Origin of the sequence: Methylomonas methanica, from assembly GCF_001644035.1 — a bacterium.
GTDB classification, from domain to species: domain Bacteria; phylum Pseudomonadota; class Gammaproteobacteria; order Methylococcales; family Methylomonadaceae; genus Methylomonas; species Methylomonas methanica_A.
Map to the genome: position 1 here is coordinate 15,026 of NZ_LUUG01000105.1, position 25,715 is coordinate 40,740.

Sequence of the window (25,715 nt, forward strand, 5' to 3'; positions counted from 1 at the left end):
AGTGTGCCACAGGCACACAAACTGAAGCTGTAAGGAAATAGCGATCAGATGTGTATAAGCTCATTGGAAGATGATGGTAGGCCCATCAAAGTCTGTTGTCGGAAACCGGCTTTAAGCCACCTCAAGCTGCTTGTATTAAGAGTGCAGGTAGTGAGCGTTGAGGAAAAGCTAATTCATAATTAGTAGGTAGGGTACAGAGAGACGAGTTAAACCGAACCTATGTTGACGCGTCGTTATTCAGAGATTTGACATCAAAACCAGGGGCGTCCAAGACTCTTGGGATGAGTCTGCAAGCGAATCCGAAGGCTGTGCAGGCGGTGTCCGGCGTATAGTGGGCGTGACTCTGTACTGGGCTTTCAATGGGAACTGTGGGAACCAGTCATCATGATGTTAAGGGAGAAATGCAAATAACTCAATTTATGAGCATGAGAGTACCGATGCGTGATACTGGGGCGGAGTTGCCCGTAGTAGCGAGGAAACGTTTGTAATGAACGTGGAGCGAAGGAGCAACATCAGGCTGCCTTTGTTGATGTCACAACTGTCATATGGCAGGAGGATGAGGTGAGCAAGGCAAAGCCATTTGTCATTTCGAAAGGACAGGTCATGCGCGCATTTGAATTGGTGAAAGCCAATGTCGGTGCCGCAGGGGTTGATAAGCAATCGTTGGCAGATTTTGAAAGAAATCTGAAAGCCAATCTTTACAAGTTATGGAATCGGCTGTCGTCCGGCAGTTACTTCCCGCCGCCTGTGAAAGCGGTAGCTATACCGAAGAAAGCGGGCGGCGAACGGATTTTGGGCATTCCCACGGTGAGTGATCGTATTGCTCAAATGGTCGTCAAACTTGAGTTTGAACCCCAGGTTGAACCGCACTTTTTAGCTGACTCTTATGGCTACAGGCCGAACAAATCAGCATTGGATGCGGTGGGCGTTACGCGAGAACGTTGTTGGCGTTACGACTGGGTGCTTGAGTTTGATATTAAAGGGTTGTTCGACAATATACCGCACGATTTATTATTGAAAGCGGTCTATAAACATACGGATACCCCTTGGGTGAGGTTATATATTAAACGTTGGTTGACGGCGCCGATGCAGATGCCAAATGGAGAGTTGATCAGTCGGGGAAAAGGCACGCCACAAGGTGGGGTTGTCAGTCCCGTGCTCAGTAATCTGTTTCTGCACTATGTATTCGACAAATGGTTGCAAAATCATTACCCGAATACAGTCTGGTGTCGTTATGCCGATGATGGTCTGGTGCACTGCCGTAGCGAGGCGGAAGCCCAACACATGCTGGAAGTATTGAAACAACGCTTTCAGTCCTGTGGACTTGAACTTCATCCGGTGAAAACCAAGATCGTTTACTGTAAAGACGGTAGTCGCAAAGGGCAATATGAGCATACATCCTTTGATTTTCTGGGGTATACGTTCAGACGGCGGCTCTGTAGAAATCGCAAGAGAAACAGCGTGTTTGTAAACTTTACGCCCGCAGTAAGTAAAGCGGCGCTGAAGGCAATGCGGCAAAAGATTAGAACGTTACGGGTGCGAACACGTACCGAGTTGAGCTTGGGAGAGATCGCTAAATGGTTGAATCCCATCATCAGGGGGTGGCTAGCCTATTATGGTTGTTATACCCGCTCAGCGTTGTACGGACTATGTCGCCACGTAAATATGACTCTGGTGAGGTGGGCGAGGCGTAAGTTCAAGCCGCTCCGCCAGCACAAGATCAAGGCTATGCTGTTTCTGGAGAAGATGGCAGATCAATATCCAAACTTGTTCGCTCATTGGCGAGCAGGAATGATAGGTGCGTTTGTCTGATGGGAGCGGTATGAATCGAGAGGTTCACGTACCGTTCTGCGAGAGTCTGCGGGGGAAGTGCCTGCGGTCTACTCAACAACGGAGCGCTAGCACAGTGAAGATTTTTAGTCCCCGATAGCCGAGTGCCTGGGTTTGCGGCTCGAGCAGCTGGCCGAGCAAGTTCGGCAAGGCTATTCTCGGCTGAATCGCGAAGACCAGCGCCTTGCCGCACCTGGAGCAGGCTTTTTCGGGCTTGAATGTGCAAATCGGCCAGCAGCGTCAGGAATAGGAAGCTATGTTGGCGGCCTCGGCAAAAACACCTTGATCGTGCTGTTGGTGATCTATGCTTAGATCTGGGTGCCCGTTTAAGTCTTGCAGCAAACCGCTGATCTTTCGATTGGCGCCGCCGGTGGCCTGGCGCGGCGCGGTTTTGGCGCATTTGGTTGCCGGCCTGCGTTTTTAGATGGAGTCGTTGGTGGGCAGGATTGCCGCGAGCGGTGTGGTCGTCAACGACAGTGGATTACCGCCGCCAGCATTGTGTATCGTTACGTGTTACCTTGGGGTAAGGTCGGCGCCATTTAGTTTTTCCGTTCTTTTTAAAATAGCCACACTGATCTCAGAATTTTTCGGCACATTGTTCTTTACTTTGTCACCAGTATTACTAGCCTGTGCCTGCCAATTTTGAGAATGGGTACAGTGATCTTTCCACGCACGGGAGTCCACCATGAACAAACAGACATTCATCGCATCCGCCGTATTCACCACTTTAGTGGGTTGTGCCACGCCGCCGATTGAGCAGAAAGCTACAATCGAAAATGATTTGAGTACCGAATTACCTGCCTCCGCCGCCGGCATATCCTCAGAGCCACTGTACTTTGCTTCGCAACAAGAAGCTGAAGGCGCCTTGGTGGGTTATAACTACGGGCTGACCCTGCTTGCCGATGGCCGAGTTCAGGCATTCGTCTCCGGTTTAAACGGGTCCGGCATGGAAAATCCGTTCGACGTCGTTAGAGCGAAGTCGCAAAGCTCTTCAGCCAAGATTGCCGACTTGGCCGATGCGGAAACCGAAATGGCATTTCCGCACGTTACGCTGACGGAAAAAAAGAACGGTCAGGCGGCAATCGATGCATTGGGCGATAAGCTGGGGGACGTAGCCAAAACCTACGATATGTCCAGCGAACGCCTGGAAGATATCTTGCGAACCGATTCGTCGGCGTGGATCGATGAAAGCGGCCGCCTGCTCTATATCGACGAGCATACCAACGTTACTCAGGGGCAAGGCGAACAAGAAACGGCCACGGTAACCAGCGCGGGTGGCACCGTGGCCGGCGCGACAACGTCCGACCCGTTCGCACTGCACAGCAAACCTGGTTCGAATCGAGTTATCTATTTGGATTTCAACGGCCATGTAGCAACGAATACCGCGTGGAGCACCACTGCGCTTAATGCACAGGCCTACGATATCGACAGCAACCCAAGCGCTTTCAGCAGCACGGAATTAAATAACATTCGCGAGATATGGCAGCGCGTAGCGGAAGACTACGCACCATTCGATGTCGACGTTACCACGCAGGAACCCGTTTTGGATGCCCTGAGACGCACCAGTACCAGCGATGTGCAGTACGGCACTCGAGTAGTGATTACCCGCTCCATGCCGCAACTTTGCAACCAAACTTGCGGCGGTGTGGCTTACGTTAATGTGTTCTCTTACTATTCGGCCACCTACCCGGAACGCTATAGACCCGCCTGGGTGTTCTTCGACAAGTTGGGCAATGGTTATCCCAAATACGTTGCCGAAGCGGTATCGCACGAAGTCGGGCATAACTTGAACCTCAATCACGATGGCAATGCCTCCACCGGCTACTATGCCGGCCACGGTAGCGGTGCAACCGGCTGGGCTCCGGTCATGGGGGTGGGCTATTACAAACCCGTCGCACAATGGAGTAAGGGCGAGTATTCGGGGGCTAACAATCTGCAGGATGATCTGGCGGTGATAAATGCCGCGGGTGCCCCAGTGCGACCTGATGACTTCCCCGATACGACGGGCAGTGCGGCGCCTCTAGCCGGCAGTGCCGGCGCAGTTTCGCAAAATGGCATCATCGAACGTGCGACCGACGCCGATATTTTCGTGTTTTCAACAGGCGGGGGAAGCGCACAGTTCAACGTCACGCCCGATGCAATTGCGCCGAATTTGGATGTGTTGTTAAAGTTAATTGACGTGCAAGGCAATACTGTCGCCCAAGCCAATCCGGTGGATAGCTTGGCGGCATCCTTAAACGTTTCGCTCAACGCCGGAAAATATTTCCTGAAAATCGAAGGCGTGGGTAAAGGCGACCTAATTACTGGCTACTCTGACTACGGTAGCCTTGGTCAATATCAAATTACCGGCAATTACCCCATTATGGCTGCGATTCCTCCCGCAGCAGTGATCACGGCTCTGCCAACTGTCGGCGACGCGCCACTAAATGTGACGCTGAATGGTTCCGGCTCCAGTGCTAGAAACGGCTCGATCTCTTCATACGCATGGAATTTCGGCGATGGTTCCGCGGCAACTAGCGGCGCATCGGTCAGTCACATCTACAACACCCCGGGTGCCTATACCGCAACGCTAACCGTTACGGATAGCAGCGGTTTGAAAACCAGCACTACGCAAAGTATTAAGGCGGCGCAAAGTGTCGTGGCAATGAATATGAAAGTTGCCAGTACCGTGATGACTCGAAAATTGTTAAGCGGAGGTAAATCGCAATGCGTTGCTAACATTGCCGTTAAATCCGGAACAGCATCAGTTATCGGTGCCGGCATCTATGGCACTTGGAGCGGTTCAGTCGCCTCGGGTACTACAAAAACCAATGTGACCGGAGCGAGCTATTCCATTACCGGCACGAAAGGCTCGGCTGCCCTGAGCAGTGCGCTGCTGCCCAAAAATAGCAAGGGTACCTGTGCGTTTACAGTCACCAAGGTAGTCAAGAATGGCTACTTGTACGATGGTAGTGGTGCCATTTCACGTAGTTTGTCCTGGTAAAGTAATGCTAGGGGCGGCTGATTCTTAGCCGTCCCCGGCTTATTCCGGAGTTGTCCCGGTTGACGATAAGAGATCCGAAACCCGGGATAGCCTGAAAACTTTTCCACGTCTGCTTGCATTCCCTACCTGTTATCCCATCGTTCCGAAAAAATTGTTGCCTTGTTCAGCAACGAGCGCCCTAAATAGCCGACTCTGCGCAGTGACGCAAACTGCAAAAGACGCGCAACCCCCTCCCGCGCTAAAATTCCCCTATTGTGCGGCGTCGCACTCAGCCAACTTTTTACCATCATGCTCAATTTCAAAAACATCGCCATCCGTCGCGGCAACCGTTTGCTGTTTAGCGAGGCTTCTTTCACGATACATAAAGGCCAAAAAATCGGTCTGACCGGGGCCAATGGCGCCGGCAAATCCAGCCTATTTGCGCTACTGCGCGGCGAATTGCACGCCGACGAAGGCGATTTTTCCATGCCGCCGAATCTGGAAATCGCGCATGTGGCCCAGGAAACTCCGGCTTTGGAATGTTCAGCCATCGACTATGTGCTGGACGGCGACAGAGAGCTGCGTGCGTTGCAGGCAAAGTTGCATACGGCCGAGCAAGCGCATGACGGTATTAAATTGGCGGAACTACATGCCGCCTTGGATCATGTCGGCGGTTACACCGCTCAGGCACGAGCGTCGCGGTTGCTGAATGGCCTGGGTTTCAGCACCGAGCAGGAAAGCCGGCCGGTCAGCTCGTTTTCCGGCGGTTGGCGCATGCGGTTGAACCTGGCGCAAGCCTTGATGTGCCGCTCCGATGTATTGCTGTTGGACGAACCTACCAACCATCTGGATTTGGATGCGGTAATTTATTTGCAGGATTGGCTAAGCAAATATCCCGGTACTTTGTTGTTGATTTCCCATGACCGCGATTTTCTGGATACCATCACCGACCACATCGTCCACATCGAGCAAAACAGAGCCGAAATATACACCGGAAATTATTCCGACTTCGAACGCATGCGCGCCGAAAAACTGGCTCAGCAACAAACCGCCTACGAAAAACAGCAGCGTGAGATTGCGCATATTCAAAGCTTTGTCGATCGCTTCAAAGCGCAAGCCACCAAAGCCAGACAGGCGCAAAGCCGTATCAAGGCATTGGAGCGGATGGAGTTGATTGCGCAGGCCCATGTTGATTCGCCATTCGGTTTCAGCTTCCCACCACCGAAAAAAATGCCCAATCCGCTGCTAAAAATCGAAGAAGCCGACATCGGCTACGGCGATAAAGTGGTGATTAGAAACGCCAGCCTGTCGATTGCGCCGGGCGACCGTATCGGTCTGCTCGGGCCCAATGGCGCCGGCAAGTCCAGTTTGATCAAAGTACTTTCCGGGCAAATGCCGGCATTGACTGGTAAGCTACAGACCGCTCAAGATTTGCATATCGGCTATTTCGCTCAGCATCAATTGGAATTGCTGAACCTGGAAGAAAGCCCGCTTTGGCATCTGCAAAAGCTGGACAAGCAAGCTACCGAGAAAGATTTGCGCAATTTTTTGGGCGGTTTTGATTTTCGCGGCGACAAGGTCAACGATCCGGTCGGGCCGTTTTCCGGTGGCGAAAAAGCCCGCTTGGTACTAGCCATGCTGGTTTATCAAAATCCGAATTTGCTGCTGCTGGACGAGCCGACTAACCATCTGGATTTGGAAATGCGCCACGCTCTGAGCGTGGCCGTGCAGGAATACCAGGGCGCTCTGGTCGTGGTTTCGCATGACAGGCACTTGCTACGCTCGGTGACTGACCAACTATTGTTGGTGGCTGGTGGCAAGATGCAGCCATTCGACGGTGATTTGGACGATTACAAGCAATGGCTGGCAGAACAAAAGAAAGCGGGCGACGAACCGGTGGCGAACGACAATGCCGGCGGGGTGTCGCGCAAGGATCAGCGTAAACTCGATGCGGAGCGCCGGCAGCGTTTAAAACCGTTGTTGGACGCGGTTAAAAAAGCCGAAGCGGCGGTGGAAAAGTTTCATCAGCAACAGCGAGACCTTGAAGAACAATTGGCCGATCCGGCCATTTATGCCGAGGAATACAAGGAACAATTAAAGCAGTTGCTGAGTCGGAAAGGCCAAATCGATAGCGCGCTGGAACAGGCAGAAATGGATTGGCTGGCAGCGGAGGAAAACCTACAACAAGCGGAGTGATCATGTACCAACTGATGGTGTTGTTTTTTGAGATTTGCATTATGCGCAAAGGGCCGCAGGATGTGCCCGCGTCGCCTTGGTTAGTGCGGCTGATGTTCATACCCTATTTGCTGGTTAATCTATTGATTTTGCTGTTGGACAGCGATTGGTCACATGCTTTGCTGCAAATCAGCGCGGAGACCGTATTAATGGTCGGTTTCTGCTATCCGCTACTCTATTTTTCCGGGAAAACCGCACGTTTTCCGCAAACCCTGACGGCACTATTGGGCTCTGATGTGGTGATTAGTTTGTGTGCCATTCCGGCGGTCGCCAGCCTGAATACCCAGATCAGTCAGGTGGCATACATCGCGATGATCGTGCTGATGGGCTGGCATTGGCTGGTTAACGGCAATATTTTTCGGCATGCCCTGGATAGACCGTTAATGTTCGGCTTAGCCCTGGCATTTTTATATATACTCATTTCCACACAGGTAATGACTTTGTTGTTTACCGAGATTGCCGTTAGCGATTAGGAGGATGTATGACGATATATAAACATATTTTATTGGCTGCCGATTTTTTTGAACATGGCGGTCAAGTTGCCGAAAAAGCCAGGCAAATCGCCGCACAAAACGCTGCCCAATTGAGCTTGGTGCACGTGGTCGATAATTTGCCGATTACCGACCCCGCTTACGGCCCTATCATTCCATTCGATGTGGATTTGACCCAGGAATTGATGGAGGCCACCAAGAAACGCCTGCATGAGTTGGGTGAGAAACTACAGGTTCCCGCCGAACGCCAATATCTGGAAATGGGTAGTCCCAAACTGGAAATCGTCCGGGTAGCCGAAGAGATTCAGGCCGATTTAATCGTCGTCGGTTCGCACGGCCGCCACGGTTTTGCATTGTTGCTCGGCTCAACTGCCAACGGTGTGCTGCATCACGCTAAATGCGACGTACTGGCGGTGCGATTAGCGGATGATTGAGCTGGTTTTAGGCGGTGCTCGTTCCGGTAAAAGCCGCTATGCCGAGCAACAAGCTTTGGCCTCCGGTTTGCCGGTGGTGTACATCGCCACCGCTGAAGCCGGCGATGATGAAATGCACAGCCGCATCCAGCATCACCAACAGCGCCGTCCGCAGCACTGGTTAACTGTTGAAGAGCCTATGGCATTGGCGGATGTGATTAGCGAATACGCCGGCAAACAGCATTGCTTGCTGGTCGATTGCCTGACGCTTTGGTTGTGCAATGTGTTATTCGACAAACAAGGTAATCTGCAAGAACATCGCTATCGGCAACAAGCCGATGCTTTATGCGCGGTACTGGCGACCGGCGGGCAACACGTGATCATGGTCAGTAACGAAGTGGGCTTGGGTGTGGTCGCCGCCGACGCGATGACGCGCCGTTTCGTCGACGAAGCCGGCTTTTTACATCAAAGACTCGCACAAATCAGCGACAAGGTGGTACTGGTCAGCGCCGGTTTGCCGCAAATCCTCAAAAACGTCTAATGTCATTATGAACAGTTTATCCGCGCCGATTGCCGCGCCCGATGCGCGCTATTACCAACAAGCGTTGGACAGGCAAGCGCAATTGACCAAGCCGCCCGGCTCCTTGGGCTTACTGGAAGATTGCGCGGTTAGACTGGCGGCGATGCAACGCCGGGAAATGCCTAAGCTGGAAAAAATCCATGTCAGCGTATTTGCCGCCGATCACGGCATTGCCAAGGAAGGCGTCTCGGCGTTTCCGCAAGTGGTGACGATAGAAATGGTAAAAAACTTCGCGGCTGGTGGCGCAGCGGTGAATGTACTGGCCCGCCATGTCGATGCGTATTTCGAGGTTGTCGATGTCGGACTGATACAGCCGGTGGCTTTAGCCAATGTCATCAGTCATAGAGCCGGCGCAGGCACCGCCAATTTCAAGCGAACCGCGGCGATGAATGACGCCCAGTTAACTATCGCCTTGGCCGCCGGCCAAGCGGCCGTCGCCAGAGCCTTGGCGAACCAGGCTGATTTGTTTATTGGCGGTGAAATGGGCATCGCCAATACCACCAGCGCCAGTGCGCTGGCGGCCGCCAGTTTGCGGATACCGGCCGTTGACATTACCGGCGCCGGCACCGGCCTGAATGCCGGACAAATCAATCACAAAGCCAGCATCATAGACTCGGCCTTACAGCGCCACGAAGCCGCTTTGCAGTCGCCTTTGGCTATTTTAAAAACCTTGGGCGGTTTTGAAATCGCCGCGCTAACCGCAGCCTATATCAGCGCCGCCCAACAGGGTTTGCCGGTGTTGATAGACGGGTTTATCAGCAGTGTCGCGGCGTTGTTGGCGATGGGTATCAATCCCGGCTGCGTGGACTGGTTTTTTTACGGCCACTGTTCCGCCGAAAAAGGCCATGCCCGAGTCCTGCAAGCATTGAACGCCCGACCATTGTTGAATCTGGAAATGCGCCTGGGCGAGGGTAGCGGCGCGGTATTGGCGGTACCTTTGTTGCAAATGGCCTGTCATTTACACAATGAAATGGCCACATTCAGTCAGGCGCAAGTCTCTACCGGCTGAAATAGACTATCCATCGGCAATCTGCTTCAGGTGCAATGGCGGGGTCTTTGGCTTTCCCGTATCATTAGTCGCGAAAAATAAGCTTGGCTAACGGTCGAGCTTGCTTTCCGGCCAGCAGTTGCCACCCACGGCAATCTGCACATAATAATAAAAACATACAACTGATTTGGTAAACAACATGCTAGGACACATAGAAAGTTACGATGAAAGATGCCAGACCGGCGTGATCAAACACGAAGGTCAATTCTACGAATTCCACCTGGATCAATGGACCTCGGAAGCGCCACCCAAACCTGGCGACGATGTGGATTTCGATCATGAAGAAGATAAAGTCACCGACGTCAGCCTGGTCGGCGCTTACCTGATGGAAGCCAAGCCAGTCAAAAGCAAGATGGTCGCTGCCTTGTTGGGTGTTGCGCTCGGCGCGATCGGCTTGCATCGCATTTATTTGGGCTTCTATTTTCTCGGCTTCACCCAAGCCGTAGTCACGCTGATTACCGGCGGTTTTGGCGTAATGTGGGGTTTCATCGAAGGTGTGTTGATTGCCACTGGCCATATCTACAAGGATGCCAAGGGACGTCATCTGAAATAGCCGTGGATGCTTTTCTGGTTGCCTTGCAATTTCTGACCCGCATACCCGTTAGTTTTCGCTACGAGGCAGGCGCTTCCTTATTGGGGCGTTCGGTTTTGTTCTACCCGGCGGTCGGTCTGCTGCTGGGTATGCTCTTAAGCCTGCCGCCGACGTTGTTTGCCGGCAGCTCGCCTATGCTGCTGGCGGCTTTGACGTTGTCTGCTTGGGTATTACTGACCGGCGGTTTGCATCTGGACGGTTTGGCCGATTGCGCAGATGCCTGGGTCGGCGGCCACGGCGATAAACAGCGTAGCCTGCAAATCATGAAAGACCCGGCTTCCGGGCCGATTGCGGTCAGCGTGCTGGTCTTAGTTTTAATCCTGAAGTTTGCCGCGCTGACCGCCATGTTCGAACAAACCCGCCTCACCCCCTTGCTGCTGGCGCCCGTTTTAGGCCGTGCCGCCATTCTGGGTTTGATGCTGACAACCGATTATGTTCGCCCGCAAGGTCTAGCCGAAGCACTATTGCAACAACTGCCAAGGTCCCAGGCCAAGTGGGTGTTGGTGTCAAGTGTATTGATCGCACTGGTCTTCTTAGGTTTTCCGGCGGTGCTGTTTGCGGGCGGCATACTATTTTGGCTCCGGCAATCTGCCTTGTCGCGCTTGGGCGGGGTAACCGGCGATGTTTACGGTGCGGCGGTGGAGCTAACGGAAGCCTCCGTGCTAACGGTTGCAATGCTGCAATGACACAGCAATCGCCGCTTTTGCCGGCAACTCCCGAGCCTACGTTAGATATGAACGACGCCTCAACCGCGCACCGTTTTCCCGACCAACAACTTGCCGGCGTCTATCGCGCCATCGCCGAACGCCGCGACATGCGACATTTTCTCGCCGATCCGGTCGATGCCGAAATCTTGGCCCGCCTGCTACAGGCCGCGCATCAAGCCGGCAGCGTCGGTTTGATGCAGCCCTGGCGCTTTATCCGCGTCACTGATCGCCGTTTGCGCATCGATATTCACGCGCTGGTCGAACAGGAACGCCGGCTCACCGCCGAAGCGCTAGCCGAACGGCACGACGAATTCATGAAGCTTAAAGTGGAAGGGATACTCGATTGCGGCGAGTTACTGGTCGTGGCCTTGCCGGATAGTCGCGAACAACATATTTTCGGTCGGCGCACACTACCGGAGATGGATCTGGCCTCGGCGGCCTGCGCCATTCAAAATCTGTGGTTGGCGGCGCGCGCGGAAGGCCTGGGCCTGGGCTGGGTTTCGCTGTTCGATCCCGACGCGTTGGCGCAATTATTAAAAATGCCGGCCGGCAGCCGGCCGATTGCGGTGCTTTGCCTGGGCCATGTTGCCGAGTTTTACCCCAAACCGATGTTGGAACTGGAAAACTGGGCAACGCCGCAACCCTTATCTGCGTTTGTCTATGAAAACGGCTGGCCCGATGCATCCTAAGCCACCCTTCAAGGCCCTGATGGTGCAAGGCACCACGTCCGATGCCGGTAAAAGCACTCTGGTGACAGCATTGTGCCGTCATTACCGGCGCCAGGGCATCGCCGTCGCGCCATTCAAACCGCAAAACATGGCGCTGAATAGCGCGGTCACTATCGATGGCGGCGAGATCGGCCGCGCTCAAGCCGCGCAAGCCGCAGCCTGCGGTCTGCCACCGCATAGCGATATGAATCCGGTGCTGCTGAAACCCAACACCGATACCACCGCGCAAGTGATCATTCACGGCAAAGTCTTACAAAACCAGTCGGCCAGCCAATATCACGATTATAAGAAAGTCGCTAAACAAGCGGTTCTGGAATCGTGGCAACGCTTGAGTGCTCAGTACCAGATGCTTATCGTCGAGGGTGCCGGCAGCCCAGCCGAGATTAATTTACGTGCCGGCGACATTGCCAATATGGGCTTTGCCGAGGCGGTGGATTGTCCGGTGATTCTGATCGCCGACATTGATCGCGGCGGGGTGTTTGCGCACTTGGTCGGCACGCTGGAATTACTCTCGGCCAGCGAGCAGCAACGCGTGATCGGTTTTGTCATCAACCGCTTCCGGGGCGACATCGCGCTATTAAAACCCGGCTTGGACTGGCTGGAACAGCGAACCGGCAAGCCGGTGTTGGCCGTGCTGCCGTATTTGCACGATCTTTATCTGGAAGCCGAGGACGCCTTATCCACTCGGCATGCCCAACAGGGCCAAACCGGGGCTTTTCATATCGTCGTGCCGCATCTGCCCAGCTTCAGCAATCATACCGATTTCGATCCGCTGCAATTGCATCCCGGCGTTCAGGTCAGCTTTGCGAAAAGCCCCGACCAAGTAACCGGCGCCGACTTGATCGTGCTGCCCGGCAGCAAATCGGTGCGTGGCGATTTAGCTCGGCTTAGAGAACAAGGCTGGGACACGTTTATTAGTCGCCATCTGCGTTACGGCGGCAAACTGCTGGGGATTTGCGGCGGCTTTCAGATGCTGGGCAAGCACATAGACGACCCGCTGGGGCTGGAAGGTCCAGCCGGGCAATCTGCGGGTCTGGATTTGTTGGATATGCAGACGGTTTTACAATCCGAAAAATGCTTGAGACAAACCGCCGGCACTTTCTATGGGCAGGTCACGCCGGTAGCGGGCTACGAAATTCATCTGGGTGTCAGCAGCGGCCCCGCCTTGTCACAACCCTTATTTTCGCTTGCGGAAGGCAACGATGGTGCTGTCTCGGCCGACGGACAGGTAGCGGGCAGTTATCTGCACGGCTTGTTCGATTTGCCCACAGCCAGCGATGCACTATTAAATTGGGCTGGCTATCGTCAAGCTCAAGCGCCGGATTTCAACGCTTTGCGCGAAGCCGGTATCGAGCGCTTGGCCGATTGCTTGGCAACGTATTGCAATTTCCCTTTGCTGGAAGCGCGGACCGCATATTCCTCCCCAAACCACCCACCCATTCCGACGTAATTACGCCAGTATTGAATGACAGCTTTTGGACGAGATGAATTGTCGGAATCGACCCTTCGGAGACATTCAAAGTTTTTCCTCTAATGTCGGCAGCAATACATTTAGTTGCCATTCAACTCAAAGGTAAGGAGCTCGCCGGGGACAGACCATGGAAAAAGCCACAAACCGTTGATATTGAGCCAACCCACAAAAGCATCCTGAACCAGTGCGTCCCTTCGACCGCTGGGTTAGGTTTAGCTACGCGAATCTTGCAGCCGCAAGCCAAACCAACACATACCGGAATTCCTTCGATACCCATGCTGGAACAGCCAGAGAAAAACGTTTTAACACCAACATTCGTAAAAACTGGTCTAACATTTATACTTTGTCTCTATATTACCGCTTCAAAAATTTATGTGGAAAAAATCGATAACTTTACTCATCTTAATCGGCCAAACCGGCTGTGATATCGAGTGGAAACAGAAACCGGATAAAGTTAAATGGGCCATGGTGGATACTGGAAAACTGCGGACCACGTTTTACGATACCTTTAAAAAAACCGTTCCATATCCTCCGGAACTGCTTACCAGCGATGAAATCTCCCGAATGCAGGAACTGACCAAAAAACAAATCTCTCAGTTGGAACAGGATGGGAGAGAAAACTGCCGCAAAAACGTTGACGGAAGCGCAAAATCGCTACCGAACAGAACCGATGAAAACGAAACCATCATTATGCCATCCGGGGAAAAAATCATTCGTCCTAAGCGACATCAATACCCGTCAGAAGCAGTCCGGCCAACTGCCTCCGCGAGTAATGCATTTTATGAATGTATCGCGAATATTCAAAAAGACCCGTTAATTACCGAGCTGCAAAACAAACTACGAAGCGTATACGAAGCGAACATAGCCAGAGGGAAATTTGATCAGGAGACCCGAAAGAAATTTGACGATTTCTTAAAAACCGCGGTTGATAAATATGCGCAAAGCAAAGACTTTCAGCTGATACTCAACAACAATCCCGAGAATATCCTTTACAGTGCCGACAAAATTTATATACAAGCGACCGACGACGTTATTGCATTTATATCCGACAATCAATTGCTAACCCCCCCAGCCGATACCAACCTAGAAAACCAAGTCCGCTAAGCCAATGCATCGATCAATCCGAATCATGTTTGCGATACTTCTATTATGCGCCGCGTGCGGCAGAACCGAACGTACCGAAGCCCGGCTGCCTGCCGAAGAAGTATTGGGCGCCGAATCAGGCGGTTACAACCTGTTTTATAAAAACACTCGAGAAGGTGCGACGGCCATCGGCCAAATATTTTCCATCCCTAAAGGGCATCCAAATTTAATATACGTCGGATTTTTATATCGAAAGTATAAAAATATTAACCCAGCGCCGCAAGCCAATCTGAAACTGATAATATCGGAATGGCAGAATGATAGACCCGTTCGCCCTACTTTATGGGAATCTGAAATCAAAACGGTGATGGGGGAATCCATCGGCGACTGGTTGGAATTCAACTTGCCGAGCGTAAAACTAAAGCCAGGCGTCAAATATATCGCCTGGTTGACATTATCCGATCTGGAAAATGCGGATGACGCGAGTTTGTCGATAGTCAATATGGGGCCGAGGACCTTAACTCCTATGCCAACTACCGGAGAGCCATGGAATGCCGAATGGAAATTCGCCTACGCAGAAGGACAAAGGGCTATGTGGAGGCACGGCAATCCAGACGGTATCACCGATTACATGACGGAATATCCTTGGAAAACGGACGCACCCGGCCACAATTTGCATTTCAATATGCTATTTGAAAACCGGGCCAAATAACTAAAAGAGAATTGCCATACGATCCAAGACATAAAGCAAGTAGCCTCGATGAAATAGAGGATTCGAAGACCAATACCTTTCAATTGTCGATGTTCGTCTGATGAGGGATGGCCAGCAGAGACCCTCGATTCCGCTTGAGGCTACGTAAGACCAGCTCCGGTCGTGCAATGATAAACACTATCAGGCGGCTATCCATTCCACTGCGGTCACTGAAGCCAAAGCACGATGGTCAGGTTTTTAACCGATCCAAGCCGTCCAAAATCTGGCTGGATTTGTATCGGAATGCCTAGTGGTTGTTAGCCGAATATGCACAGTTTCGCTCAGGCCTCTGATTCCAGTCGTTCCAGCAACTGCACTATTTGCAGATTAGCTTCGCGTAACGTACTGAAATCCTCGCCGCCATTTTTGCCGTCCAATCGATGACGTTGGAGTTTTTCCGCCAGCTTTTGTTGTCGGGATTGGGCCCGCTCCAGTTGCTCCAGTAAACGCGCATCGATGCCGCGTTCGTGTTTGAGGCGTTCCAGCCACCTACCCAGATGCGATTTTTTCGAGTTCAGGATAGGCCAGCGCGGGCTGCTGTTGGCTGGTGGTTGCAGGCATTGTTCGAGACGACGCAGCCAATACTGCTGCTGAAGTTTCAGTAATTCCAATTGATTTTGCCAATTAGTCAGCGAAAGTCTGGCGCAATCAGTCCAGGCCGGATGGTTGCGATAACTGTTGACCCAAGCCGATACCGCATCGGCCGGCATCGCTTCGGCGATGGCGCAACCTTGGGCGATGCTGCATCCCAAATCGATCAGAAAAATGCCGTGTTCTATATCTTCCACGCCTTCGGCAACCGCTTCGCGTTTGAAGGCCTTGGCTAAGGCAATCACGCTTTCGACAATGGCCATGTCATCCGGGTCGTCTATCATGTTGCGGACAAAACTCTGATCGATCTTTACCGTGTTGATGGTCAAATGCCGCAAATGCGCCAGCGACGAATAGCCGGTGCCGAAATCGTCCAGCGCACAGGGCACGCCCAGGTCGTGATAGCATTGTTTCAGGGTCTCGCCCACCGAGATCAAATCCTCCAGTACGCTGCTTTCCAGTACTTCCAGCTCCAATTGCCGCGAGGGAATTTGCGGGTATTCCGTCAGCAAGGTTTCCAGGGTTTTGATGAAATCCGGCCATTGTAGATGGCGTGGCGATATGTTTACGCTGACTTGCAGATTCAGACCAAGATCATGCCAGATCTGCAATTGCTTGAATGCTTGTCTTAGCACCCAATTGCTCAGGTCGATTTCCAATGTGGTATTTTCTACTATCGGCAGAAATTCGGCTGGCGGCAGCAGACCGCGCTCCGGATGATGCCAGCGGATCAGGGCTTCCGCGCCGACAACTTGGCCGGTTTTGATATTGACCCTGGGTTGGTAGTACATGCAAAACTGGTTGTCCATCAGCGCCTGACCGACCTCGGCCAAGGCTTGCTCCAGGCGGCTGGGGCGATGATTGATGCTGCTCGATTGTCCGGGCAAATGGTCGTAAATGCGATAGCGGTTGCGGCCATCCAATTTAGCCTGATACATGGCTTGGTCGGCGTGACGCAACAGAATATCCGGATCTTCCAGATCAAGGGGATAGATGGTGACGCCGCTGCTGGCGGCAATCCGCACATGCCGGTTTTCCAACTCGAAAGGTTCGGCCATGGCTTGATGAATACGGGTCAAGGCATCTTCGCATTGCTGCACCGATTGCAAGTTTTCGAATAACAACGCAAATTCATCGCCACCCAGCCGGCAAACCGTGTCGCCTTCGCGCAGCTTTAACTTGATGCGTTTGGCCACTTCCACCAACAACTGATCGCCGGTCTCGTGGCCGAAGTTATCGTTGACTTGCTTGAAGCCGTCCAAATCCAGATAGCACACCGCCAGCAATGATTCGGCCCGTTTGCTGTGGGCGATAGCCTGAGCAAAGCGGTCGGCAAATAAGGCGCGATTGGGCAATTGGGTGAGTGGATCGAAATGCGCCAGTACTTCCAGCGCTTGCTGTTGTTGCTTGCTTTCGGTGATGTCCGAGAACAAACCCAGATAATTGATGATATTACCGGCGTCGTCGCGCAAGGCAGAAACCGTTAATAATTCGGCATACAAATCGCCGTTTTTCCGGCGATTCCAGACTTCGCCTTGCCAATGCCCGGTCTGGTTTATGACCTCCCACATGGCTTCATAAAACTCCGGCGCTTGCCGGCCGGATTTTAAAAAGCTCGGGTTTTGCCCAAGAGCTTCCTCGCGGCTGTAGCCGGTGATATCGGTGAAGGCGGCGTTGACATCAATGATAGACGCGTTGATGTCGGTAATGATGATGCCTTCGTGAGCGTCCGAAAATACCCGCGCCGATAGCCGCAGTTTTTCCTCGGCCGCTTTGCGTTTGCTGACGTCATGGACAATGCCGCGCATCCGCACCGGTTTGCCGTTACCGTCCCGCTCGACCTGACCGACCGAGCGCATCCAGCGCTTTTCGCCGCTAGGGGTTTGAATACGATATTCCACATCGTAATTGGCGCCGCACTCAAGGTGCTCCCGGGTTGCTTCCAAAATTAAATGCCTATCTTCCGGGCAAACCACGTCCAGGAAATCGTTCCAGGTATGCAGTGCTTTATGCGGAAAACCCAATTCAGTGGTGACGATTTCCGACCAGAACTGGCGGTTTTTCAATAAATCCGCTTCCCAGATGCCGACGCCGCCATAAATTTGGCTGATACGAAAGCGTTCTTCGCTTTCTTTTAGCGCCAGCTCGGTCTGTTTGCGCGCGGTAATGTCCTGCACCAACACCACAAAACGGTCGGGACCGGCTTTATAGCTATCGATGGCATACCAGCGGCCCAGATCGGCCACGCAGTTTTCGAAATGTTGGGGCTCGCCGCTGGTATCCAGACCGTCGAAGCTGCTGATCCAAGCACATTCGGTGTTGGGCAGCACTTGCTTGACGGTTTTGCCTATCCAGTTGTCGCGGGCAATGCCGGTCATTTTTTCAAAGGCCGGATTGATATCCAGATAGCGATAATCGACAATTTTGCCGCTGTCATCGCGTATCACCTGATGCAATGCAAAACCCAGCGACATATTGGTATAAAGTCTGGCTAGGTCAGCCTCGCTACGTTTGCGGGCCTTGATTTCCTTACGCAGCCTGAATACCCAGTAGACGAAAAACAACAGGGCCAGCAGGACCACGGCGGCGGATCGCAACAACGCGTCAACGCGAATGCCTTGCTCGACCTTCAAGGCCATCCAGCGGTTAATAATGGCATCGTGTTCGGCTTGACTGATACTGGCCAGGGCTTTTTCCAGCAGCGACAGCAATTGTGGATGGGATTTGAGTGCGGCCATCCGGGTTTCGTTGAGGTACCCTGGTTGGCCGGCAATATGCAGGTTTAAGAAGCCTTGTTGCTTGATCGCATAACTGGCCGAGGCCGCATCGCCGATATATGCATCCACCTTACCTTCGGCCAGTAGATTCAGCGCTTCTTGTACCGAGGGGGCAGTCAGCAGCTGTATCCCTGGGTAGTCTCTGTTTAGCAATTCCTGAATAAAATAACCTTGTTCGATAGCGACATGCCGCCCCGTCAGCAGTTGCAAGGAGTTAATATAACCACTGTTTTTGTCGCCGATGATCACAGTCGGCGTACTAATATAGGGCTGGGTGAAATTCAGATACTGCTCTCGATCCGGGGTTTTGGTCGCCCCGGCGATCATGTCCAGTTCGCCGCGCTTGGCCATGTCCAGCACTTCCTGCCAGGACTTGTCCATGATCAAAACGAACTTCACCCCCAATCTCTGCTCGATTAGCTTTAGATGCTCGGCAATCATGCCTTGATGCTCGCCAGCCGCGTCCAGCCATTCGTATGGCGGAAAATTTCTATCTATACCCACTCGAATTTCAGCATGTTCAGCCAGCCACTGCCGTTCCGCGTCGCTCAATTGCAAAGCGCTGGATTTACTACCACCATAAACAAAATCATTGAGCTGGCCATCGCTTAAAGGATGCGCTAATTTCAGGTTGGCATAAATGTCGGCCACCCGGCGTAAGCGGGCAGCCTCTATCTGCCCAAGCGGGATGTAGTCCGGCATGATCAGCTTACGGGTTTCCTCTGCTTCGTAGCGCAGTTGCTCCGGACTAAGTTTGCTTGGGTATTTGTTTTGGATGAGATCGATCAGCAAATTGGGGTGAGCCAGCGCATATTCCCAGCCTTTCAGACTGGCTCGGAGGAAGCGCTCGGCGCGGCCCGGATGCTGCTGTAGCTCTTTGCGACTGGTGAAAAGCAAGTCGCCGTAAAAGTCGATACCGTAATTTTGCGGATTGATAATGTTGAATTTGATGCCGGCGGCGCGAAAGCTAAAAGGCCGGTCGGTGATATAGCCGGACATCACATCGACTTTATCCGCGATAAAGTCTGCGTTGTTAAAGGTCTCGGCAATTTTTTGATAACGGCTTTCGTTCAGATTGGCTTCGGCCAGTAAGGCACGAACCTGCGCGTTATTCTCGCCGACCACATCGTACATAATGCGCTTGCCGGCCATTTCGTAAGGGCTGACGATGCCGGACGATTGTTTGCTGAACAGCACCAGCGCGTCGTGCTGAAAAATGGCGGCCAAGGCCGCGATAGGCTTGCCGTTGGCATACTGGGCGATGACGCCGGAATCGCCGATGCCATATTCGGCTTGCCCGGAGGCGACTTGTTCGATGTAGTCCTGATCAGGATTGCGCGCGCGTATCTCTACCTGCAAGCCTTCCTCGGCATAAAAGCCTTGCTCGATAGCCGCGTAATAGCCGGCAAATTGGAACTGGTGAAACCATTTTAATTGCAGCGCTACTGTTTCCAGCGGCCGATTTGCTGCGGGCGTGACGGCGACGCTGGACGTACAAAACAGTAAAAAAAATACCGCGGACAGTCCGAAAATGGTTTTTTTCATAAATGCCAGTGGTGGCCTGTTTTGAAAGTAGGGTTATTCTACATCCAAAGGCAAACGGGCCAGGCGGATTTAGTCGGCTGTCGCGGAAGTGAACAACGATTGAAATTTATTTTTGCCGGCGTTGGATTTACGCTGCTGGGTATGCGCCAGCGCGAGTTTAGCCTCGTTTTGCAACTGGCTATCGGCAAACACTTGCTGCTTGCGCAACGGAGCCTGGATGGCCTTGTGCAAATATTCCTCGGCTTCCGCGCTACGATCCTGTTGTAGTAAATAATCGGCGTAAAAGTAATTGGCGTCGATACCGTTAGGATTAATTTTCAAGCTGGCTTTCAACATTTGCTCGGCGAGCTGATTATCCCCAAAAGATACCGGCCAGCCAGGCACCATGTAATACAGCGTGCCCAGCGTGACATAAGCCGCACCATCCAAGGCACTGGGATTTTGGGCAATGGCTTCTTCCAACAGCGTCTTGGCGGTTTGCAGGCTGGACAAGGCACTCAGAGAGGATTGAAACGCCGCATTGGTGGCGATAATCGTCGCTTGCCAGATTTTCGGCTCGGCGGAATTCGGGTAGCGTTTGGTCAGTTCGGCGGCTTTTTCCAGCAATTGCGGATAGGTTTGTCTCTGCCGGGTTTCGTCGCTTTGATAATAAACGCTGGCCCAATCGCTTTCCAAATGGGCGATAGCGGTCGTCAGCTCCGAGGCTCGCAGCGGACCGGCAAAAAGTATCAATAAAACAACAATAGTAGCTTTGCTCATACATTCAATATAGAGCATTGCATTTTGGATTTCAATACGTCCTTTAAATTATTGTTTTAACAATGTATTGCCTATGACCAAAATTCGCTAAGCGCCAGGCTTTGGTGAGGATGGTTAGCTCTATGTTTGTAGTGCTGTAGCGACTCTGTGAATATCTTGTCCCAGTTTTGCAACAACCGGCGCAAAAACCCGAAAATGGCAGCTTTTATCGCGTGCCTGGATTGTTGCTTGTTATTTGCCCCAATCCTTGAACGGATGCTTGCAGAGATTATTGTTGTAGTATCGTAGATCGTCAGTAACTTCCATGCCGACCCAGTCCGGCTTAACAAAGGCCTCGCCCACTGCCGATAATTCGATTTCGGCGACAATCAAACCTTGGTTATCGCCCATAAACTCGTCAATTTCCCAAACATGCCGGTCGCGATAAACAAAATAGCGGATCTTTTCGACCAGCGGCTTGTGACATAGCTCGTCGAGAATACTATTGGCGTCGCTTAACGGAATTTCGTATTCGAACTCCTGACGATGGGTGCCGATAGTGGCGCTCTTGATGTTCAGCCAGGCCTGGCTGTCGGAAATCCGCACGCGCACCGAACTGAGCGGACTGCTGCTTAAATAGCCCTGCTTGTAATGTACGGAATGATCAATTTCACCGCGCCAGTCGTCGTTCGCCAGTAAAAACTTATGTTCAACTTCAAGTGCCATGCCGTTGCTCCTCAGGCTTATAAATATGGTTTGTTTGAGTGGCTTATTATGCCGGAATAGCGTCCGGCTTGGCTGTGCGGGCGTTGTTTGGCTAAAGTTAGTCTGATAACACTTGGCCCCATCAAATAAAAGGATTCATGAAAGCCATTAACTCGCGTCGCTTTTTTTCATACTTTTTATGCCTATTCGTTTTAAGCGGCATACCTTTGACGGGCCTGTCTGAAGTCAAACTTCAAGCGCCGGTCATTAGTCAAGGGGACTCACTGGTCCGCGCGGACCGAGTCCGAGCACTGTACGGATTAAATGGTGCGGGAATAACTATTGGTGTGATCAGCGATAGCTATAATTGCCTGCGCGGCGCGACTGCCGGCCAACAGCAAGGCGAATTACCGGCTGAGGTGGTTGTCTTGCGCGAAGCCGACTGCCAAAGCGAACACGCCATTGACGAAGGCCGGGCGATGTTGGAGGTGATTCACGATTTGGCGCCCAACGCCAAACTGGTATTTCACGCCATGGGCAATAACGCCATCGACTTCAACCAGGCGCTGAATCGGGTAGCCGACAGCGGCGCGCAAATCATTGTCGATGACGCCGTGTTTTTCCACGAACCGATGTTTCAGGACGGATTGGCGGCGCAGACTATCGATCAACTGGTATTCGAGCGTGGGATTGCCTATTTTTCGTCCTCTGGAAATGTCGGGCAAAACACCTATCAGGCCGCGTTTTCCGATAGTCAGACTTACCCGATGGGGTTGAAACAGGGTTCTGCCCACGATTTTAATCCACACCCAAAACAAATCGATACCTGCCAAAGCATCGCCGTCGGCGCCGATATTTTTACGGTGTTGAGCTTGCAGTGGGACCAACCGGCCAAATCCATTGCCGGCAACACCGGTTCGGCCAGTGATTTGGATGTCATTTTTTACGACGATCCTGCCTGCAAGCAACCCAGTACCGAGCGAGTGATTGGCGGCTCAACCGATAATCTGGGTGGCGATTCCATCGAAGTGGCAGGCTACGACAACAAAGGCAATCCTCAACGAAAGACCCTTGGTATCCGTATCTTCCTGGTCGCCGGTCCGGCACCGGGCCTGATCAAGTATGTGTTGAGCGGCAGCTCTTTGCCCAGCGAGCATCCTTCGATCCTTGAGTACGCGACATCCAATGCCCTGAGTTCGGCGTTTGGTCATGCGAATGCCAGCGGCGCTTTCATCGTCGGTGCGGTGGAAACGGCCTCAGCTAAAATTGGGTTATGGCAAACCAGCTATTACTCTTCCCATGGCGGCGTGCCGATAGTGTTTGATCAACAGGGCGCTCGATTAGATCAGCCGTTAATTCGCAGCCATGTCGATGCCGTTGCGCCCACGAATATCAACACCAGTTTTTTTACCAACACCCGGCCTGACCTTGAGCACGACGGTAAACCCAATTTCACCGGCACCTCGGCGGCGGCACCTCATGCCGCAGCGGTTGCCGCCTTGCTATTGCAGGCCGCCGCACAAAAAGGCCTGGAGCTGAAGCCGCCACAGCTTTATCGATCGTTGCGCGACAGTAGTGTGGACTTGGGCAAGCCGGGTTTCGACTTCGCCACCGGCTACGGATTGATTCAAGCCGACCGGGCTATCAAATTGTTATTCGGTGAACGATAACCCGCCGGTTTTGGTGCATTGGGAAAAACAAGCATTGAGCTGAATAGCAAGCGGCTTCAGCTAAACCAAAATTCCGTCGTGCCCGCTTCCTGGCAGGCATGAAGGTTAGCTGAAGCCGCTTACTAGTCAGGCTTTTCCTTATCCATCGCGGCAAAGATAAAGGAACCGCGAAATTATTTTCCCTATAACTTATTGATTTGCCGTGTGACAACGTTGCAAAGCCTGCATTGTCTATTGTGCAGAGGAATTCTTTATTATTACCCAGCGTGTCTTACGACTCCACCAATTCTGCGGGTTCATCCCATTGAAATCAGACGGTTATAATTTGGCCCCGGATTGGTTCACCCTCAATCCCACCAAAATTCACACCCTGCTGCCGCCCTTCAAAATTTATAGAAAATCCCCACCTCAATTCTTAAAAAGAATTGTCGGTAGCCCGTTGTCTTTCCTTATAAATCAAGGGATTGTGTACTCAAATTTCAACAACAAGGAGTACATAGCAATGATTACGAAACGGAGCAACTCAAAAAACTACTATTCGGAATTCACCCTGAACGGTCGGAAGTACATCAAGTCGACCAAAACGACCGACAAGAAGCTCGCCACCAAGATCGATCTGGAGTACTACAAACAAGCCGTCGAACAATCGAAGCTGGTAGGTAAATCCATTTCGCTGAAGGAAGGACTGAAGCTTCATCACAACTATTCCAAAGACAACACCGCCTACCAAAAATCCGTGGTCAGCGTTTCCAACTGGTTAAACGACAACTTCGACACGGACCTTCCGATGACCCGAATCGATAACAGTTTCCTGTATCAATTCGTCAACAAACGCGGCTTGGAAAGCAAGCCGTCCGCGGTCAAACACAACCTCGGAGTCATTACTCGAACCATTAAATTGTGTAAAAAACTCGGCTACGACGTCTGCACCGTCGAACCGCCCACGGTCAAGGTAAAAAATACCAAAACCCGCGTACTCACCAAGGACGAAGAAACCAAGCTGCTAGCAAGTTTTCTCGTCGATAAAGGTCCAGGCATCACAAAAGCCAATAGACTGACTTCACCTATGATGCGGAGAATAATCAGTATATCTGTCCAGCGAGTAAGTGTCTGAAACCCGCTTGGCGCAGCAAACAGGCAAACCCTTAACGCTATCGCGCCAGCCAATTGGATTGCCAAGGCCTGTCCGCTCAAAGAGCAGTGCTGTCCTAACATGGCTAATCGTCAAATCGATCAAAGCCCCCCATGAATCAGCCCGTGATGTCACTCGAGCCATTACCAAAACCGATGTTTATAAGCAGTCACGCAAGGAGCACAAGAAGGTGGAAATGCTGTTTGCTCATCTCAAACGCATCTTGAAAATGGATAAGCTGCGGTTACGAGGCTTCAGTAATGCCAAAGATGAGTTCCTACTGGCAGCGACTACCCAAAATCTAAGGCGAATGGCGAAGAGGTTGATCATCAATGAGTCAGTACCCCAATTGATACCCACATAACGGCAATATAAACCGTATTTACGCACCGGAAAGCAAAAAACTCACATGCCAGCTTCTGCAAAACCACAGCAATCAATCAAAACGCCCTTCCGACTTATTCTCAAAATACCGCCTTTTTCAACACAATCGGCCGAACTCAACCGACAAAATCAAGCACCCAACCCAAATTTTTCAGTCACCCCACAATAACTTCCCTCGGCAATCCCGGATTTTAGTAATCCAGGCAATTGACGCCCAGGCCGCGATCGCCGAAGATCAAGGCTTTTTCAGGAGCTGTGATGAGCGCCAACGACTTTATTCTCTCCTCCGCCGGCGTGCGCATGCCGGGCATTATTTACGGTACAGCCTGGAAGCAGGAGCGGACAGCCGCGTTGGTGGAACAGGCAATAACACTAGGGTTTCGCGGCATCGACACGGCTTGCCAGCCCAAGCATTATCACGAGGCCGGCGTTGGCGAAGGTGTGCTGGCCGCTTGCCGCGCATTGGGCTTGCAGCGCTCCGAGCTATATTTGCAAACCAAATTCACGCCTTTAAACGGCCACGATCCGCTGCGCATTCCTTACGACGCCAAGGCCAGCTTGCCCGAGCAAGTCGCGCGGTCCTTCCAAGTGTCGTTAAAAAATCTGCATACCGATTATCTGGATGGCTTGGTATTGCATTCGCCGCTGGCGGATCGCGAACAATTAATGGAGGTTTGGCAAGCGTTGGAAGTTATCCAGCAAAGCGGCGCTGCCAAGCAACTGGGCATCAGCAATTGCTACGATCCGGCCTTGTTCGAGTTTTTGTACGAAAACGCGACAGTTAAACCCGCCGTATTGCAGAACCGGTTTTATGCCGATACCGGCTACGATAAACAGCTGCGGGCGTTTTGTCGGCAACGGCAAATCGTCTATCAAAGCTTTTGGACGCTGACGGCCAACCCCAAAATTCTCGCGGACTCCGCTGTGAAAGCGTTGGCGGAAAAATACCAGCGCGGCCCGGCGCAGATATTCTTCCGCTATTTAACGCAGATTGGCATCGTGCCTTTAACCGGCACCACATCCGCCGAACATATCAGCGAGGATTTGGCTATTTTCGAGTTTGAGTTGACCAGCGCGGAATGTGCGTCCGTGACAGCCTTACTGTAAAGCCAAGCCGCTCGCAGTTCGACAGAGCTAAAAATCAATGGCCAATTTCCCGCTCCTGGCGAACTAGGGAAATTGCAATGCCTCTCTATTCATCCAGCCCATCATCAACTGATTTGCCCGGTTAATGGTCTAGGCTTTTATAATAGCGGCAACCTTGCCTCTCCAAGCCTCTAAA

At 52.2% G+C, this 25,715-nt stretch carries 19 protein-coding genes and 1 pseudogene; 17 read left to right on the forward strand and 3 right to left on the reverse strand.

The window, feature by feature from the left end:
* Positions 1 to 561: 561 nt before the first annotated feature.
* The 13 genes from ltrA (at position 562) to A1332_RS19400 (ending at position 14,852) form a co-directional block, all read left to right on the forward strand.
* Complete coding sequence (ltrA, locus tag A1332_RS19335; RefSeq protein ID WP_064010059.1) at positions 562 to 1,812, forward strand: group II intron reverse transcriptase/maturase; 1,251 nt, start codon at positions 562 to 564, stop codon at positions 1,810 to 1,812.
* A 703-nt stretch (positions 1,813 to 2,515) separates the two neighbouring features.
* Positions 2,516 to 4,813 (forward strand): PKD domain-containing protein, encoded by a 2,298-nt coding sequence (locus A1332_RS19345; RefSeq protein ID WP_064010061.1) that lies wholly within the window; start codon positions 2,516 to 2,518, stop codon positions 4,811 to 4,813.
* Positions 4,814 to 5,101: 288 nt separating this feature from the next.
* Positions 5,102 to 6,988, forward strand: coding sequence for an ATP-binding cassette domain-containing protein (locus tag A1332_RS19350; RefSeq protein ID WP_064010062.1), 1,887 nt, complete (start codon positions 5,102 to 5,104; stop codon positions 6,986 to 6,988).
* Between the two features lie 2 nt (positions 6,989 to 6,990).
* Positions 6,991 to 7,500, forward strand: coding sequence for a hypothetical protein (locus A1332_RS19355; RefSeq protein WP_064010063.1), 510 nt, complete (start codon positions 6,991 to 6,993; stop codon positions 7,498 to 7,500).
* An 8-nt stretch (positions 7,501 to 7,508) separates the two neighbouring features.
* The gene (locus tag A1332_RS19360; protein WP_064010064.1) at positions 7,509 to 7,952 is read left to right on the forward strand and encodes a universal stress protein; all 444 of its coding nucleotides are present in this window, start codon (positions 7,509 to 7,511) and stop codon (positions 7,950 to 7,952) included.
* Complete coding sequence (gene cobU, locus A1332_RS19365; protein WP_064010065.1) at positions 7,945 to 8,472, forward strand: bifunctional adenosylcobinamide kinase/adenosylcobinamide-phosphate guanylyltransferase; 528 nt, start codon at positions 7,945 to 7,947, stop codon at positions 8,470 to 8,472. Before A1332_RS19360 ends, cobU begins: the two co-directional genes overlap by 8 nt.
* A 7-nt stretch (positions 8,473 to 8,479) precedes the next feature.
* Complete coding sequence (gene cobT, locus A1332_RS19370; RefSeq protein WP_064010066.1) at positions 8,480 to 9,520, forward strand: nicotinate-nucleotide--dimethylbenzimidazole phosphoribosyltransferase; 1,041 nt, start codon at positions 8,480 to 8,482, stop codon at positions 9,518 to 9,520.
* Between the two features lie 178 nt (positions 9,521 to 9,698).
* On the forward strand, positions 9,699 to 10,112 hold the full coding sequence (locus A1332_RS19375) for a TM2 domain-containing protein (RefSeq protein ID WP_064010127.1): 414 nt from the start codon (positions 9,699 to 9,701) through the stop codon (positions 10,110 to 10,112).
* Between the two features lie 2 nt (positions 10,113 to 10,114).
* Positions 10,115 to 10,837 (forward strand): adenosylcobinamide-GDP ribazoletransferase, encoded by a 723-nt coding sequence (locus tag A1332_RS19380; protein ID WP_064010067.1) that lies wholly within the window; start codon positions 10,115 to 10,117, stop codon positions 10,835 to 10,837.
* Between the two features lie 47 nt (positions 10,838 to 10,884).
* Positions 10,885 to 11,547 carry a 5,6-dimethylbenzimidazole synthase gene (gene bluB / locus A1332_RS19385; protein WP_064010129.1) on the forward strand — a complete coding sequence of 221 codons (663 nt, stop codon included), beginning with the start codon at positions 10,885 to 10,887 and terminating at the stop codon, positions 11,545 to 11,547.
* Positions 11,519 to 13,036, forward strand: coding sequence for a cobyric acid synthase (locus A1332_RS19390; protein WP_157204056.1), 1,518 nt, complete (start codon positions 11,519 to 11,521; stop codon positions 13,034 to 13,036). The genes bluB and A1332_RS19390 overlap by 29 nt, the downstream gene beginning before the upstream one ends.
* Positions 13,037 to 13,429: 393 nt before the next feature.
* The gene (locus A1332_RS19395) at positions 13,430 to 14,161 is read left to right on the forward strand and encodes an OmpH family outer membrane protein (protein WP_064010068.1); all 732 of its coding nucleotides are present in this window, start codon (positions 13,430 to 13,432) and stop codon (positions 14,159 to 14,161) included.
* A 25-nt stretch (positions 14,162 to 14,186) separates the two neighbouring features.
* On the forward strand, positions 14,187 to 14,852 hold the full coding sequence (locus tag A1332_RS19400) for a hypothetical protein (RefSeq protein ID WP_064010069.1): 666 nt from the start codon (positions 14,187 to 14,189) through the stop codon (positions 14,850 to 14,852).
* A gap of 320 nt (positions 14,853 to 15,172) precedes the next feature.
* Here A1332_RS19400 and A1332_RS19405 read toward each other — a convergent pair whose 3' ends face one another.
* The 3 genes from A1332_RS19405 to A1332_RS19415 all read right to left on the reverse strand — a co-directional run bounded on the left by A1332_RS19405 (position 15,173) and on the right by A1332_RS19415 (position 21,268).
* Positions 15,173 to 19,804, reverse strand: a complete 4,632-nt coding sequence (locus A1332_RS19405) for an EAL domain-containing protein (RefSeq protein WP_064010070.1) — start codon at positions 19,802 to 19,804, stop codon at positions 15,173 to 15,175.
* Positions 19,805 to 19,873: 69 nt separating this feature from the next.
* Positions 19,874 to 20,563: a tetratricopeptide repeat protein gene (locus A1332_RS19410; RefSeq protein WP_064010071.1), complete on the reverse strand. Its 690-nt coding sequence runs from the start codon at positions 20,561 to 20,563 to the stop codon at positions 19,874 to 19,876.
* Between the two features lie 231 nt (positions 20,564 to 20,794).
* Complete coding sequence (locus A1332_RS19415) at positions 20,795 to 21,268, reverse strand: CYTH domain-containing protein (RefSeq protein WP_064010072.1); 474 nt, start codon at positions 21,266 to 21,268, stop codon at positions 20,795 to 20,797.
* Positions 21,269 to 21,405: 137 nt separating this feature from the next.
* Here A1332_RS19415 and A1332_RS19420 point away from each other — a divergent pair, with 137 nt between their 5' ends.
* From A1332_RS19420 to A1332_RS19435, 4 genes and pseudogenes are all read left to right on the forward strand, one after another.
* Complete coding sequence (locus A1332_RS19420) at positions 21,406 to 22,917, forward strand: S8 family peptidase (RefSeq protein ID WP_064010073.1); 1,512 nt, start codon at positions 21,406 to 21,408, stop codon at positions 22,915 to 22,917.
* Between the two features lie 502 nt (positions 22,918 to 23,419).
* Complete coding sequence (locus tag A1332_RS19425; RefSeq protein WP_064010074.1) at positions 23,420 to 24,031, forward strand: hypothetical protein; 612 nt, start codon at positions 23,420 to 23,422, stop codon at positions 24,029 to 24,031.
* Positions 23,974 to 24,413, forward strand: a pseudogene (locus A1332_RS19430) (transposase); the annotation flags it as partial. The gene A1332_RS19425 and the pseudogene A1332_RS19430, both read left to right, overlap by 58 nt.
* Before the next feature lie 278 nt (positions 24,414 to 24,691).
* The gene (locus A1332_RS19435; protein ID WP_064010076.1) at positions 24,692 to 25,540 is read left to right on the forward strand and encodes an aldo/keto reductase family protein; all 849 of its coding nucleotides are present in this window, start codon (positions 24,692 to 24,694) and stop codon (positions 25,538 to 25,540) included.
* Positions 25,541 to 25,715 lie beyond the last annotated feature (175 nt).